The organism is Streptococcus sinensis (genome assembly GCF_000767835.1).
In the GTDB taxonomy this organism is placed as follows: Bacteria; Bacillota; Bacilli; order Lactobacillales; family Streptococcaceae; genus Streptococcus; species Streptococcus sinensis.
Genome location: NZ_JPEN01000115.1, coordinates 32029 through 47113 on the forward strand (window position 1 = coordinate 32029; position 15085 = coordinate 47113).

Genomic DNA, 15085 nt, shown 5'->3' on the forward strand with positions numbered 1-15085 from the left:
TCATAAAATATTTTTCAATCTTTTAAAATGTTAGAAGAACAATTTCATAATATCATTCCAAGTCACAGCAATCATGAGGACAACCATGACAGCTACCCCTGCAAGGGTAACATAGCTTTCTGTTTCCCGTTTCAAGGGTTTGCGACGGATAGCCTCAAGGATATTGAGGACAATTTTTCCACCGTCCAAGGCTGGAATCGGAATTAGATTAAAGATCCCGATATTAAGGGATAGCATGGCTAAGAGACTCAGAATAGCCGGCAAGCCCTGCTGAGCTGCCTGACTGCTGACATTATAAATAGCAACTGGGCCACCTAATTTATTTAAATTAAAATTAAAAATCAAATCTTTCAAAGCCGTCAAAATCCGACCTGTAGTCGTCCAAGTAGCGGTAAAGCCTCCGATCACCTTGTCCCAAAAACCAGTCTTGATAGCAGGCGAAACGCCCAATAGATAGCGATCACCCTCTTTTTTGGGTTCAATGTCCACTTTCTGGATTTTGCCACCACTCTTATAAGTGATGGTCAGTTTTGGTGCATCTGCCTTATCTTTCGTCGCTTCTGACACTGCATCGGTCAGGTCACCCCAGTTTGCAATCTCATAATTGTTGACTTTCAGAATCTGGTCATTGCTTTTCACCCCTGCCTTTGCAACGGCGCCACCTTCCAGCACCTGAAAATGATTGCTGTTTTCATCTTGGACACCGCCTTGGAGAAAGGCCAAGAACATGAAAACTAGAATACTCAAAATGAAATTGTTCATGGGGCCTGCAAAATTGGTGATGAGACGCCCCCAAATAGTCGCATTTTGATACTGGACATCCAGCGGAGCAATCCGAACTTCCGTTCCGTCTTCCTCAACAATGGTCGCATCGTGGTCAACAGAATAAGTCTTGGGCTCATCCAAGACCAGCCCTGTAATCTCCAGCTTTTCTTCAAAATCAAAGCCGGTCACATTCATGGGCAGAGCTGTCTGATCAATTTTCTTGCCGGACAGATTAATTCGCACGACCTTTCCGTCTGCGTTCAGGGTCAGACTAGCCGGCATACCCGTTTTGATTTCTGTCGAATCCTCGCCCCAGCCAGCCATGCGGACATAGCCACCTAACGGCAGAATCCGAATCGTGTAGGCTGTTCCGTCCTTGCCAATATGAGCAAAGATTTTCGGCCCCATCCCAATAGCAAACTCTCGAACTAGAATTCCTGATTTTTTGGCAAAGTAGAAATGTCCAAATTCATGGACAACCACAATAATGCCAAAAATAATGATAAAGGTTATAATCTGCATTCTGTAATTTATTTTATCCTTCCTATGTTTATCAGAGTTATTCCGTTTACTTTTAACCTATCATCGGAAAATGTGAAACGGATAGACCGTAAGCGGTAGTGGCGTAAAGCAACGTGCACTTAGAATCAACTGAACGATTATAACACAGCAGTTCAACACCGCTCCAAGAGCAAGCAACAGGCAGACACCATGAAAGCAAAGAAGGAGCAGAAAGCAGCTAAGCTTTTGAGCTGAGCCAAACTTCCTGCCCCCGCTTAGCCGAAAGCTCTCGCACCTTAAGATCTATCAGCCTTGCGTATTGGTGCTATTTGCACTAGCATCTGTTTCCCAAATTCTCTTGCTCGCTATTTTAGAACAAGCCAAAGAAGTGCATGATTGGAAAGACAAAGAGCAAACTGTCAAAGCGGTCCAAAACACCACCGTGCCCAGGAATAAACTTGCCTGAATCTTTCACGCCAAAATGACGCTTGATGGCACTTTCTACCAAATCCCCAAATTGACCAGCGATACTGAAAATAACGGTCAACAGCAGGATGGTCAAAAAGCTATGAGGGGTAGCAACCTGCGGGCGAACAATCATAAAAATCGCAGAAACCACCACTGCTGAAGCGATACCGCCCAAACTGCCTTCGACTGTTTTATTTGGCGACACCTTTGGCAGCAATTTCCGGCGACCGTAGCGGGTACCGACCAAATAAGCTCCACTGTCTGTCGCCCAAACGATAAAGAGGGCCAGTAAAACCTTATCCACATTCACCAAACGGGCATCGATCAAAGCATTAAAACCTAGCCCGACATAAAAGCTAGAAGCAATCGGATAAGCTGCATCTTCAAAGTTATAGGAAGAGCCCAAAACAGTCGCTCCCAGCAAGACAAAGACAATCAAGCCATAAGCTACGACATTACCATCCACGGGTAAAAATTTCAGGTAGTTCTCAAGTGGCAGGGTCAAAACAAAAGCTGCCAACATGGCCAGTCCCCCCTCCAGCGTCGCTGTCGGAAGCCCCTTCATCTGAAGCAGCTCATGCACTGCCAACATAGCCAAAAGTCCAACACCAATCTGGAAGGCAACTCCTCCCATCATCACCAGAGGAATAAAAATTGCTAAGGCAATTCCTCCAAAAATAAGACGTTTTTGTAAATCCTTACTCATCTTTTCTTACTCCCTTACACACCGCCAAATCGTCGATTGCGGCGATTATACTCTACAATCGCATCCTTCAGGGCATTTTCATCAAAATCCGGCCAAAGGATATCTGTAAAATAAAGCTCACTGTACGCTGTCTGCCAAGGAAGGAAATTACTGAGCCGCAGCTCACCACTCGTACGAATCACCAAGTCGGGATCCCGCAAACTTGCTGGCAGACTGCTGGTATAGAGATAATCTCCAATCATTTCCTCTGTAATATCCGCTGGTTGGACTTTAGCGTCTAAAACATCTTGGGCAAGCTTCTGGACCGCTTGATTGATTTCAGCTCGGCCACCGTAGTTTAAAGCGAAGTTTAGAATCAGCCCCGTATTCAAGCGAGTCAGCTCCTCAGCCTTCTCCAAGGCCTCAAAGGTAGATTTAGGAAGTCGCTTCGTGTCGCCAATCATTTGAATTTTCACATTGTTTCTGTGCAGTTCTGGCACATAGCGATCATAAAACTCAACCGGCAAATTCATAATGAAAGACACTTCTTTTTCTGGTCGCGTCCAGTTTTCCGTTGAAAAGGCATAGACAGTCAAAACCTGCACGCCCATCTCCTTGGCTGCAATCGTCACCGCTTGCAGGGCTTCCATGCCTGCCTTGTGTCCAAAAATACGTGGCTGCATGCGCTTTTTGGCCCAACGACCATTGCCGTCCATGATAATCCCTATATGCTTGGGAACAGTCAAATCTTCATCTGACTTTTCTTTTTTCTTAAAACTAAACATATTTTTTATCCTATTTAAAGTTTTATCATTTCATTATATCATAAATCCTCTAAATGTGGGCAGGAGAGCTGATTTTTCGTCTGTCAGATCTGATAATGAAAAGATAGCAGTGCCCACGAACAAGTTTCAATAGTATTTTGCAAGTATAATGTTGTGAAATATAAGCTTACAAATGCCTATAAAAGAAAAAACAGCCATATGGCTGTTCTATGATCAGTATTATTCTTCAATTGCAGAATCTTCTTCAGAAACAGCAACATCACCCTCTACTCCTGCGGCAGCTGGAATGCCTTCTGTCAGTGGCAGAACAGTCTTAATAGCTGTCAATTCAAATGTCAGGTAAACACCGTCTACATCCAAGACAACTGTCTTACGCTCTGAATCGACTTCGTCAATAGTCCCATAAAGACCACCAATTGTAATGACTTCATAGCCTTTTTGCAGTTTATTAAGGCTTTCCATACGTTTTTCAGCTTGCTTTTTCTGTGTCCGTACTTGGAAATACATCATTCCCACCATCACCACAACCATAACAATCAACATTGTTGGATTCATTTCTCTTCTCCTTTGGAATTCATATCGTAACTACTATAGCAGATTTTGGCCATTTTGGCAAGGTAGGAAAATGATTTCCAAAAAAATCAGGATGACTTGCACCCTGATTTTATGTCTTTTTATTTAAGATTTTTAACAACTTCTGCTACATGCTCAACCGTAAAGCCGTATTCTTCCAGAACCTTGCCTGCTGGAGCAGATGCACCGAACTGGTCAATTCCGATAACTGCACCGTCCAGACCAACATACTTGTACCAAGGCTGGCTAGCTGCCATCTCGATCGCTACGCGGCGACGAACTGCATTTGGCAAAATTTCTTCCTTGTAGGCTGCATCTTGAGCGTCAAACAACTCTGTTGACGGCACGCTGACCACACGGATTTTAGCGCCTTCTGCTGCAAGTGCTTTAGCAGCTGCGACAGCCAAATTAACCTCAGAACCAGAAGCCAACAAGATAGTATCGAAATCTGCTCCTGTTTCGTAGACCACATAAGCTCCTTTAGCTACCTTGTCAAAGTCTGTGCCTTCTTCAACTGTCAGATTCTGACGAGTCAAGACCAAAGCAGTCGGAGTGGACTGGCTCTTAAGGGCCAGATACCAAGCTGCCTGAGTTTCACGCGCATCTGCTGGGCGAAGGACAGTCAGGTTTGGAATAGCACGCAGACCAGCCAAATGCTCAATCGGCTCGTGAGTCGGTCCATCTTCACCAACTGCAATTGAGTCGTGAGTGAAGACATACGTCACTGGCAAACCTTGCAGGGCAGACAAACGGACAGCTGCCTTAACATAGTCTGAGAAGACGAAGAAGGTACCACCGTAAACGCGAAGACCACCATGAAGCGCCATACCGTTGAGAATTGTTCCCATAGCAAACTCGCGCACACCAAATTGGATGTTGCGGTTAAGACGGTGAGCGTCGTCCTGCAGGCCATCTTCCTCGATATAGGTCATATTGGAATGAGCCAGGTCAGCAGAACCGCCGAGGAAAGTTGGAAGGACCTTAGCTGCTGCATTGAGGGCATCCTGACTAGAATTACGGGTCGCTTGAGAGAAGCCATTTTCAAGCACTGGGAAATCTTCTGGTTTGATTTCTACTGGATCCTGACCAGCAATGATAGCTGCTACTTCTTCAGCTAATTCTGGATGGGCTTGCTTGTAGTCCTCTACTAGCTGCTTCCATGCATCATAAGCTGCTGCACCGCGCTCCGCTACATTTGTACGGTAGTCTGCATAGACTTCCTCAGGAATCTCAAATGGTGCATAGTCCCAACCCAAGGCTTGACGAGTAGCTGCCGCTTCTTCTGCTCCCAGAGGTGCACCGTGAACAGCATTCGTACCTTGCTTGTTTGGCGCGCCATGACCGATAATAGTCTTGACTTCAATCAAAGATGGTTTACCAGAAGCTTTAGCTGTATTGATAGCTGCATCAATCGCTGCAAGGTCTGTTCCGTCTTCCACCAAAGCAGTGTGCCAGCCGTAAGCGTCATAGCGAGCACGGACATTTTCTGTAAAGGAGTCCTTAGTCTCTCCATCCAAGTTGATATCATTTGAATCATAGAGAACAACCAGCTTATCCAGCTTTTGCAAACCAGCATAGGAAGCCGCTTCAGATGAAACCCCTTCCATCAAGTCGCCGTCGCCACAGATGACATAGGTATAATGGTCAAAAATCGGATAGCCATCACGGTTGTACTTAGCAGCTAAGAAACGCTCTGCCTGAGCAAATCCAGTAGCTGTGGAAATCCCTTGTCCCAACGGACCAGTCGTCGCATCGACACCAGCTGTGTGGCCAAACTCTGGGTGACCTGGTGTCTTAGAACCCCATTGGCGGAAGTTCTTGATTTCTTCTATGCTAACATCCTTAAAACCAGAAAGATGAAGTAATGCGTAGAGCAACATAGAGCCGTGTCCTGCAGACAGAACGAAGCGGTCGCGGTTAATCCAGTTTGGCTCTTCTGGATTGATACGCAGTTGCTTAGTAAACAAGTCATAAGCCATCGGCGCAGCACCCATGACTACACCAGGGTGACCTGACTTAGACTTTTCAATTGCGTCAATCCCTAAAAAGCGAATGGCATTAACTGATAATTGTGACATTGAGTTCTCCTTTCGAAAATAAGAGCGCTTACTCAGCAAGCGCAATCACCTTCTTTTTCTATTCTACACCTACTATTATAGTATAATTTTGTCTTTCTAGCAATAACGGAAGCGCTTTTCTCCCCAAACCATCAGTCTTCCAGCTTTTTGCCAGTCATGTCCTGATAATCCTTGACCGTGATGGCCCAGAAATCTTCAATTTTATCCGTCAGAGCAAAGAGATCGCTGCGTCCGACGACATAAAAATCTTTTCTCATTTTCTTACTCATTTTCAATCCGCAGGAAAACACAAAACTAATAACAATATTATACCTATTAGAATTGACCCTGATTCAGAGACAAGGTAAATAAAAGAGGCTGGGACAAAAAGATTTTGATTTCAGGAATTCTTTATTATAAATTTTTAAAATTGATATATTAGACAAAAAAAGCGAACAAGACCGAATTCTGAGTGTCAGATAACTCGTTTTGTTCGCTTTTTATATTTAAGGTTAGACTTTGTCCCAGACTCTCTTCTAGCATTCAAATATTCTGCCTAATTCTTTATTGTAATCCCATACTTTTCATGGTTTTCTTCATACCATTCAATTAAAGCAAGCGCTGTTTGATAAGTGATATTCTTAATCTTGCTAGTGCCTTTAGCTAAAGTCAAGATGCTCATTTTGCTGACATTTGCATCGGTAGCAACACGGTAACTGGTCAAAGTACCATTGATTAGCAACTGAACGACTGCTTCTACCTTTTTATAATCAGACATTGATGTAATATCCAATCTTTTCATCCTTAAATCCTTTCCTAAAATTAATCTCTTCTAAACTATTATACACCTTTTCTACTATATTTATATATATAAATGCTTATTTTGCATAAAAAAGTAGAAAAATCCAGCTGAAAATCAACTGGATTTTATTTCAGAAAATTTTTAAGCTTTTTCAGTACCATCTGTTGCTGATTTTTCACGAATAACCAGAACACCATCTTCCAAATCGGCAGTCAAGTGCTTAGCATCTAGATTATCCAAGTGGAAGTCGGTCACCTTGTCACGAATTTGCTGCTCGATGACACGACGGAGCGGACGAACACCCATGACTTGGTCATAACCAGCATCGCGCAGGAATTCCTTAGCTGCATCAGATACAGCCAAATCAATTTCTTTCTTGCTGAGAGTTTGATTGACTTCAATTAGCATGAGATTAACAATTTCCATCAAATCTTCTTTCTTGAGATGAGAGAACTCAATAACCGCATTGAAACGATTGAGGAACTCTGGACGGAAGTAAGGTTTGAGTCGATCCATCAAATCAGGCTTTTCTGCATCCTCTTCCAAGCCTGCTTCATAACCAAAGCCAGCATTGGAAGTCGCAATGATGACCGTGTTCTTGAAGTTGACTGTATTCCCTTGACCATCTGTCAAACGACCGTCATCCAGAACTTGAAGGAGGAGGGTAATCACCTGTGGATCCGCCTTTTCAATCTCATCCAAGAGGATGATAGAGTAAGGATTGCGGCGCACACGCTCGGTCAAGGTATTGCTGTTATCATCATAGCCGACATAGCCTGCAGTGGTACCAATCAGCTTGGAAACGGCAGTCCGGTCGGAGTATTCTGACATATCCAGACGGATAATGGCTTCCTTGGTACCGAACATATCCAGAGCCAGTTGCTTAGCCAGCTCAGTCTTGCCGACACCTGTTGGACCAACAAAGAGGAAGCTTCCGATTGGACGGTTGCCTTCATCAAAGCCCGCACGGTTTCGGCGGATAGCCCTAGCCACAGCTGCTACAGCCTTGTCTTGACCAATAACCTTGGCTTTGAGACGGTCATTCATGCCCTTGAGGCGCTCAATGTCGCTGGCACCCATCTGAGATACCGGCACTCCCGTCATCCGCTCAACAGACTCTGCTACATCGTTGACCGTAGCAGTCACCTTCATATCCTCGGTGTGGTTTTGAATTTTCTTTTCCAGCTCTTCAATGCGGGTCTTGGCATTCAGAGCCGCTTCATAATCTTCTTTCTCAACAGCCGCTTCCTGCTTGTCTTTTTGCTCTGCGATTTCCCGCTCAACCGTGTGCACATCGGTCACTGGATGCTGGGCTGCTAAGTGGGCAGCAGTCACATCGACCAGGTCAATCGCCTTGTCTGGCAGACTCCGTTGTGGAATATACTGAACAGAATAATCTACAGCCGCTTTCAGCACTTCATCCGGCAGGATGACATTGTGGTGCTTTTCGTATAAGTCCCGAATGCCTCGAAGGATCTGATAGGTATCTTCGGCAGACGGTGCATTGACCTTGACTTCATTGAACCGGCGAGCCAGAGCTGCATTTTTGAGAATGGTATTACGGTACTCGTCCTGAGTAGTAGCCCCGATGACAGTCAGTTCACCACGCGAAAGAGCTGGTTTGAGAATATCCGCCAGTCCCTTAGAGCCACTGTCTCCTCCAGTGCTGCCTGCACCCAGAATTTGATGGATTTCGTCAAAGAAGAGAATAATGTTGCCGGCTTCCTTGACTTCATTGACTAAGTTTTGGATATTTTCTTCAAAGCTACCACGATATTGAGTACCAGCTTCCAGACCAGAAATATCAACAGATATAATTTCCTTGTTCTTGATGGCCGCTGGCACATCACCATTGACGATAGCCTGAGCCAATCCTTCTACGACAGCTGTCTTACCAACTCCGGCATCTCCTACCAATACAGGATTATTCTTAGTCCGGCGGGAAAGGATTTCAGCAGTTTCTTGGATTTCCTTATTGCGTCCAATGACTGGATCTAACTTACCATCACGAGCTTCCTGAGTCAGATTGCGACCTAGCTTAGCCAGAATACCATCCTGCTTAGGTCCCTGAGCAGCAGTCTGGCTAGTCTGCTCACCTGCTCCTTGACTGGGGAGCTTGCCAGTAGCACGGTACTGAGCAAACTCTTCCGGCGTTACCTCTCGACCATTGATTAAATAACGACGATTTTCACTGTTGTAGCCACCCATGCGCCCCATGAGTTGATTGAAAAGGTCGTCCATATTGTTAAAATTGTTGTAGTTGTTGTTCATAGCATTGCCTCACTTTTTAATATTTTTCTTTACATAATTTTTATTTTTACTGAAATTTCAGATAAGAAATCTTTTCCTTATCTACTATAAATATTCATTTGGGAGATCTTCTCCTATCTATTACTTTACATAACTTATTCGATTTCCAAAAATCAAGACTGAGTCAGTCTCTACTTTTATGAGTGAATCAAATCTCTTTCAGACGAAGATAATTTTACATAATTTATAATCCTCCCAAAAAATAATTGCCTTCCGGCTATTTCCTCATCTTCTGAATAAATCCTGTGTAAACTTTTTTGTTTACAGTTGTAATTATACATTCTTTTTTACCCCTTGTCAATAGGTTTGAATAAAAAATTTACATAATTTTTAATAACTCAAAGAAAAAGATTCCACCAAACTAATTTAGAAACATTCCTTTACTTGATAATACTGATTAATAAAAACAAAGAATCCCCTAAACTAAAATTAGGGGCTCTTCAATATCTAAAGTTTTCAAGATTCTACTAGATAATCAGCTACTGCTCTTATTCTACAGTAACAGACTTAGCGAGATTGCGCGGTTTATCCACATCCAAACCACGGTGCAAGGTTGCAAAATAAGCAATCAATTGAGTTGGCACCACCATAGAGATTGGTGACAAGTAAGGGTGAACTTGACTCAAGACAATGTCATCTTCGTCCTTAGCCACATTTTCCTCAGCAATCGTCAAAACCTTAGCCCCACGCGCTACAACTTCAGAGACATTACCGCGAGTATGGCTAGACAGGACTTCATCTGAGAGTAGGGCCAGCACAGGAGTCCCCTCTTCAATCAGGGAAATAGTACCATGCTTAAGCTCGCCTGCCGCAAAGCCTTCACACTGGATATAGGAAATTTCCTTGAGCTTAAGGCTGGCTTCCATCGCCACATAATAGTCCTGACCACGGCCGATGTAAAAGGCACTGCGAGTATCTACTAACAAATCACGCACCTTGCTGTCAATCAGCTCTTTCTCAGAAAGAATGGCCTCAATAGACTGGGCTACGATAGACAGCTCATGAACCAAATCAAAATTCTTGGCTTTTTCGTTGCCGTTGGCATCACCGACTGCCTTGGCCAAGAAAGCTAGGGCAGCGATTTGCGCGGTGTAGGCTTTGGTTGAAGCTACGGCGATTTCTGGTCCAGCATGGAGAAGCAAGGTGTGCTTCGCTTCCCGAGACAGGGTTGAACCTGGCACATTGGTCACTGTCAGGCTAGGAATGCCCAATTCATTGGCCTTGACTAAGACTTGACGACTGTCAGCAGTCTCACCAGATTGACTGATGAAGATGAAGAGTGGCTTCTTGCTGAGGAGTGGCATAGCATAGCCCCATTCAGAAGAAATACCTAATTCTACTGGCGTATCCGTCAGCTCTTCCAGCATTCGTTTAGAAGCGTAACCAGCATGATAAGAAGTTCCAGCAGCAATGATATAAATGCGATCAGCTTCTTGGACTGTCTTGATGATAGCAGGATCAATCAGCATCTTATTATTTTCATCCGCATAGGTGCTAATCAGCTTACGCATCACAGTCGGCTGCTCATCAATTTCCTTCAACATGTAGTAAGGATAAGTGCCCTTGCCGATATCGGATAAGTCCAGCTCAGCTGTATAGCTGCCACGTTCAAGAATGTTCCCGTCGTAATCTTGCACTTCTACACTATTTGCAGTCACGATAACCAGCTCTTTATCATGGATTTCCATATATTCGCTGGTCTCGCGAATCATGGCCATGGCATCTGAGCAGACCATGTTGTAGCCTTCGCCCAAGCCAATCAAAAGCGGAGATTTGTTTTTGGCAACGTAGATCGTAGAAGGATCTTGGGCATCGACCAAGGCAAAAGCGTAGGAACCTTCGATAATGTGAAGGGCCTTGCGGAAAGCGTCAAGAACAGAGAATCCGTCTTCTTCCGCGAATTTCCCAATCAAATGGACTGTAATTTCTGTATCTGTCTGCCCTTTAAAATCATGGTCAGCAAGATAGTCATTTTTGATATCCAGATAATTTTCAATCACGCCGTTGTGAACCATCACAAAGCGGCCCGTCTGAGAGGTGTGGGGATGGGCATTATTCTCACTTGGTTTCCCGTGGGTTGCCCAGCGCGTGTGGCCGATACCAGTTGAGCCAGCTACATCGATGCCAATCTTCGCACGAAGATCAGCAATCCGACCAACGGACTTCACCAAGCTAGATTTTTTCCCTGTTGTAACAAAAATTCCAGCCGAGTCATAACCTCGGTACTCTAATTTTTCAAGCCCTTGCATCAAAATATCTGTTGCATTGCGGTTCCCCACAACTCCGACGATTCCACACATAGTTTTACTTCTAGCCTTTTGCTGACAAAAAGCTAGCTCCTCCTTGATTCAAAATTGGTATAGTCTTTTTTATCTTTTCATTCACAGACAGAAACAGTATACACACCTATTCAGATTTTGTCAACAAAAAATTGGTATAGTTTCTTTTGAAAATCCTGTGAACCTTAGCAGGACAAGGATTTTGAAACTACACCAATACTATCTTGACCTTACAAATTGACGACAGGTCGCTTTTGGTCTGACAACTGATTTCTAAAACACCGTTTTCCGTTTACAAATAAAAGGACACTAGGAAATACCGCTTCCCGACTTTCAAGAGCCCTTAAACTGCAAAGAACTGCCCTACCAGATAGGTCACGGCCATGGTCAAAAGACCAATGGCTAGATTGCGAATCATGGCATTTTTAATCGGAGCTTTACCTAGTTTAGCGCTGGTATAGCCCGTTCCCAAAAGAGCCAAAGCCACAATCAGGACCGTCGCCCAAATACGGATGTTAGCAGGAAGCAGGATAATCGTAACCATGGGAAAGAGCGCACCTACCGCAAAGGCTAAAAAGCTTGAGACGGCTGCATGCCAGGGATTGGTAAACTCCTCTACCTCGATGCCGTACTTTTCCTCCACCAAGGCCTTAAGCGGATCCTGCAAAAAGGCACGATTGGTCATGAGCTGAGCAGAAGTCTCGCACTCACCATTTTGGACATAGGCAGCATAGAGAGACTGCCTAGCGATCTCTGGATTTTTCTCTAAAAGCTCCCACTCTCTGGCTACTGCAGCTTCCTCAGTATCCTTTTGAGTAGAAACGGAGACATATTCTCCGCCTGCCATAGAAAATGCTCCAGCAAAGACGGCAGCTAAACCAGATAAAAAGATAATCCAGATATCCTGAGTGGCACTGGCCACCCCAATTACTACACCAGCTATAGAAATAATCCCGTCGTTGGCTCCCAGAACCCCTGCCCTCAAAATATTCAACCGGCCACTAAAGTTCTTGTCAATTTTATGTTCTTCCACTATTTAAATTTTCTCTTTCTTTTTATTTATAATGATTATAAATAAAGTCTAGAACTAATACAAGAGAAAATCGAAAAATGAGAAAAGTTCTACTATTTAAGAGAAAGAATAGATTAATAAAAATATTTCTCAAAGATAAATCTTAAACTTCATTAATATAATGCAAGTATCATCTCCACAAGCCACCTAAGATCTGTTTTTCTAACAAATCTAAGTCTTCTTCCCTTATTTCGCCATTGTCCCCAATGATATACAATTGAGCAAAGTAAGCTATTAAAGGACCTGTAAAGATCCGAATCATTTGTTCAATTGAGATTTCTGGATTGACACGTGCATCGATCCCTAATTGAGTACGAAGCTCTATAATTTTATCCTGAAGAAGATTCCAAATAAGTGTCTGTTCTTGCTTCAATTTATTATTTGATAACATCTCCTGCAAAATTATTTTCAACAAGGCTTGATTTGTTTTGAGGTAAGCCATTCGATCATGGACTAAATAGTGAATTTTCTCCTCGGTTGTCTGTAAAATCAACAGCTGGTCTAAAAAACTTCCAAACAGACTAGGAAGGACAGGATGCAAAATAGCTGTTAAAAGGTCTTCCTTAGTTTTAAAATACTTGAACAGAGTCGCCTGACTGAGTCCAGCATACTCCGCAATTTGCAGAGTGGAAGTTCCATTGTAGCCCTTTGTTGATATGAGATCAACTGCTGCTTGCATGATTTTCTTTTTTCCCTTGGGGTAGGCAGCTCCCTCTAAGTAATCCTCAAAAGAGTCAAAAATATTTTCAGTCATTTCGTTCCCTCACGTCTTCCTCTTTTGTTCTTATCTATCACTTATTATACTTTACGATAACGACGCAATCCAACGATATTGAGAATTGTTAAAATGATCAGGAAAATCATTAAAACACCAAGATTTAACAAAATATCACCAAGATTGTGTCCGTAAAGAATAATCTGACTTATTGCATCACCAGAATAGGTTAATGGCAAAAATTTTCCCACAGTTAGAGCCCATTCTCCCATGGATGACAATGGAATAATTCCTGAAAAAAAAAGTTGGGGCATAATGACGAGAGGAATAAATTGCATCATTTGGAATTCTGATTTTGCTAGGGTAGACAAGAGAATTCCAAAGGCAAGTGCAACAAGAGCCAGTACCACATTAACTATTATAACATTTAAAATACTTCCTACTACTTCTACATCTAGTAGCCAAATTGCTGCTAAGACTACAACTGCTGTTTGAAAAATCGCAATAATACCGTAAGACAACATATAGCCATAGACGATTTCAGATCGTTTCACTGGTGTTGCTAGCAAACGTTCTAGTGTTCCACTGGTGCGTTCTTTCAAAAGCGCCATACCTGAAATCAAAAAGACAAAGAAGAAAACTACAAAACCTATCAAAACAGGAATCATACTGGTAAAGAAGCTTGTATTCTCATCTCCATACTGGTAAGATTCCTTGAATTCTGGTGTTTTTGTGTCCGAGTCCAATTGTGGAAGAGCTTGTTTGACACGAGATAGTAACTGATCGGTGCCTTCACTGGCGACACTTGTTCGTAACACCTGTCGTATCATAGATGTTTTGGAGGCATCTGTGTTTGCGTAGTCTACCTGATACTCCCCGTCTTTATAAGAAATCACAGCATCGACTTTCTCATTCGCTAGTGCTTCTTTGGCTTGTTCTAAGCCTTGATAAGTCTCAACGTCCACATGATCGAGCTCATCCATTTTCGTTACCAAACTAGCTGGTAGATCTTGTGTCGCTAACTTGACATTCACGGTTGTACTAGCTGAAAACATGAGGTTCATCAACCACATGATAAAAACAGGTGCTATAAACATCAGAGCTAGAGTTCGTTTGTCACGAAGTAATTCTTTGATAACTTTTTTAGCAATAGCAATGGTTCTCATCTTACTCTCCTTCTGCTTTTAAAAACACTTCTTCAATACTTGAAACGTTATAACTTGCTTTGAGATTCTTTGGTGTATCAAAAGCAATGATTTCTCCTCCTAAGAGTAAGCCTACCTTATCCGTCAACTCCGCTTCACCCATGACGTGAGTTGTCACCAAGATTCCTACTCCTTTGTCTCTTAGAGTGATTAACTCTTTCCAAATTTTCTTACGCAGAGAAGGATCAATCCCAACTGTTGGCTCATCTAAAATCAAGAGCTGAGGATTCCCCAGAAGTGCGATGGCCAGAGATAAACGTCGTTTCATTCCTCCAGAATAACCGGATACAGTTTTATTCAAATGCTCTGTCAAATCCACAACTTGAGCCACGTGGGCAATTTCAACTGTCAGATCTCTTTTGGATAGCCCTTTTAGCTGACCGAAAAATTCCAAATTTTCTTGGCCTGACAAAGCCTCATATAAGGCATCTGACTGAGCCATATAACCAATATCTCCTAAAATATGACGATTAGGCATGGTATGATCCAGAACTAAAGCTTCGCCTCCATCAGCTTTTTCCATTCCCAACATAGTCTTAATCATGGTTGATTTACCAGCACCAGACGGACCAATTAAGCCTATAATTTCTCCTGTCTGCAATTCAAAACTGACATGATTCAAAACCATTTGACGACCAAAAGACTTATCCAAATTTTGTAAATGTAGCAATTTTTTCATATGCTTCCTCCTAGGTGAATACATACTCACTTTTTAAATCACAAGAGCTATTTTAGTGAGTGTTTACTCACTTGTCAAGCAAAAAGGTTGAAATTCTTTAAAAAAATAAAAACACCAGATGGTATTATGAACCGCACCCCAAAAGTTAGACAGAAAAAATCTAACATTTGGGGTGTTATTTTTATGAAA

Annotated in this window: 13 protein-coding genes; all 13 read right to left on the reverse strand. The window is 42.9% G+C overall.

Features of this window, described 5'->3' with window-relative positions; genetic code table 11:
* Positions 1 to 30: 30 nt before the first annotated feature.
* Positions 31 to 1287 carry an RIP metalloprotease RseP gene (rseP, locus tag SSIN_RS09860; protein WP_037618561.1) on the reverse strand — a complete coding sequence of 419 codons (1257 nt, stop codon included), beginning with the start codon at positions 1285 to 1287 and terminating at the stop codon, positions 31 to 33.
* A 349-nt stretch (positions 1288 to 1636) separates the two neighbouring features.
* Positions 1637 to 2440 carry a phosphatidate cytidylyltransferase gene (locus tag SSIN_RS09865; RefSeq protein WP_037618563.1) on the reverse strand — a complete coding sequence of 268 codons (804 nt, stop codon included), beginning with the start codon at positions 2438 to 2440 and terminating at the stop codon, positions 1637 to 1639.
* A gap of 14 nt (positions 2441 to 2454) precedes the next feature.
* Positions 2455 to 3204: an undecaprenyl pyrophosphate synthase gene (locus SSIN_RS09870; RefSeq protein ID WP_037618565.1), complete on the reverse strand. Its 750-nt coding sequence runs from the start codon at positions 3202 to 3204 to the stop codon at positions 2455 to 2457.
* 219 nt (positions 3205 to 3423) lie between these two features.
* Entirely contained in the window at positions 3424 to 3759 is a 336-nt protein-coding gene (gene yajC, locus SSIN_RS09875; RefSeq protein ID WP_037618567.1) for a preprotein translocase subunit YajC, read from the reverse strand.
* Between the two features lie 119 nt (positions 3760 to 3878).
* Positions 3879 to 5855 carry a transketolase gene (gene tkt / locus SSIN_RS09880; protein ID WP_037618569.1) on the reverse strand — a complete coding sequence of 659 codons (1977 nt, stop codon included), beginning with the start codon at positions 5853 to 5855 and terminating at the stop codon, positions 3879 to 3881.
* Positions 5856 to 5986: 131 nt separating this feature from the next.
* A complete protein-coding gene (locus SSIN_RS11050) occupies positions 5987 to 6112 on the reverse strand; it encodes a hypothetical protein (protein ID WP_280513280.1) in 126 nt (41 codons plus the stop codon).
* A gap of 278 nt (positions 6113 to 6390) precedes the next feature.
* Positions 6391 to 6636 (reverse strand): hypothetical protein, encoded by a 246-nt coding sequence (locus SSIN_RS09885; protein ID WP_037618571.1) that lies wholly within the window; start codon positions 6634 to 6636, stop codon positions 6391 to 6393.
* Positions 6637 to 6777: 141 nt separating this feature from the next.
* Complete coding sequence (locus tag SSIN_RS09890; protein ID WP_037618574.1) at positions 6778 to 8907, reverse strand: AAA family ATPase; 2130 nt, start codon at positions 8905 to 8907, stop codon at positions 6778 to 6780.
* Positions 8908 to 9434: 527 nt separating this feature from the next.
* Positions 9435 to 11246 carry a glutamine--fructose-6-phosphate transaminase (isomerizing) gene (gene glmS, locus SSIN_RS09895; RefSeq protein WP_037618577.1) on the reverse strand — a complete coding sequence of 604 codons (1812 nt, stop codon included), beginning with the start codon at positions 11244 to 11246 and terminating at the stop codon, positions 9435 to 9437.
* A 322-nt stretch (positions 11247 to 11568) separates the two neighbouring features.
* A complete protein-coding gene (locus SSIN_RS09900; protein WP_037618580.1) occupies positions 11569 to 12258 on the reverse strand; it encodes a VIT1/CCC1 transporter family protein in 690 nt (229 codons plus the stop codon).
* A 169-nt stretch (positions 12259 to 12427) separates the two neighbouring features.
* The gene (locus tag SSIN_RS09905) at positions 12428 to 13051 is read right to left on the reverse strand and encodes a TetR/AcrR family transcriptional regulator (protein WP_002929075.1); all 624 of its coding nucleotides are present in this window, start codon (positions 13049 to 13051) and stop codon (positions 12428 to 12430) included.
* A gap of 44 nt (positions 13052 to 13095) precedes the next feature.
* Positions 13096 to 14178: an ABC transporter permease gene (locus SSIN_RS09910; protein WP_037618584.1), complete on the reverse strand. Its 1083-nt coding sequence runs from the start codon at positions 14176 to 14178 to the stop codon at positions 13096 to 13098.
* A 1-nt stretch (position 14179) separates the two neighbouring features.
* Positions 14180 to 14896, reverse strand: coding sequence for an ABC transporter ATP-binding protein (locus SSIN_RS09915; protein WP_037618586.1), 717 nt, complete (start codon positions 14894 to 14896; stop codon positions 14180 to 14182).
* Positions 14897 to 15085: the final 189 nt, after the last annotated feature.

Excerpts from the sequence above, each read along its gene's own strand:
- SSIN_RS09905 (WP_002929075.1), bottom strand. The coding sequence starts at position 13,051 with ATGACTGAAAATATTTTTGACTCTTTTGAGGATTACTTAGAGGGAGCT.
- SSIN_RS09865 (WP_037618563.1), bottom strand. The coding sequence starts at position 2,440 with ATGAGTAAGGATTTACAAAAACGTCTTATTTTTGGAGGAATTGCCTTA.
- SSIN_RS09915 (WP_037618586.1), bottom strand. The coding sequence starts at position 14,896 with ATGAAAAAATTGCTACATTTACAAAATTTGGATAAGTCTTTTGGTCGT.
- SSIN_RS09890 (WP_037618574.1), bottom strand. The coding sequence starts at position 8,907 with ATGAACAACAACTACAACAATTTTAACAATATGGACGACCTTTTCAAT.
- SSIN_RS09910 (WP_037618584.1), bottom strand. The coding sequence starts at position 14,178 with ATGAGAACCATTGCTATTGCTAAAAAAGTTATCAAAGAATTACTTCGT.
- SSIN_RS11050 (WP_280513280.1), bottom strand. The coding sequence starts at position 6,112 with ATGAGAAAAGATTTTTATGTCGTCGGACGCAGCGATCTCTTTGCTCTG.
- SSIN_RS09870 (WP_037618565.1), bottom strand. The coding sequence starts at position 3,204 with ATGTTTAGTTTTAAGAAAAAAGAAAAGTCAGATGAAGATTTGACTGTT.
- yajC (WP_037618567.1), bottom strand. The coding sequence starts at position 3,759 with ATGAATCCAACAATGTTGATTGTTATGGTTGTGGTGATGGTGGGAATG.
- glmS (WP_037618577.1), bottom strand. The coding sequence starts at position 11,246 with ATGTGTGGAATCGTCGGAGTTGTGGGGAACCGCAATGCAACAGATATT.
- tkt (WP_037618569.1), bottom strand. The coding sequence starts at position 5,855 with ATGTCACAATTATCAGTTAATGCCATTCGCTTTTTAGGGATTGACGCA.
- rseP (WP_037618561.1), bottom strand. The coding sequence starts at position 1,287 with ATGCAGATTATAACCTTTATCATTATTTTTGGCATTATTGTGGTTGTC.
- SSIN_RS09885 (WP_037618571.1), bottom strand. The coding sequence starts at position 6,636 with ATGAAAAGATTGGATATTACATCAATGTCTGATTATAAAAAGGTAGAA.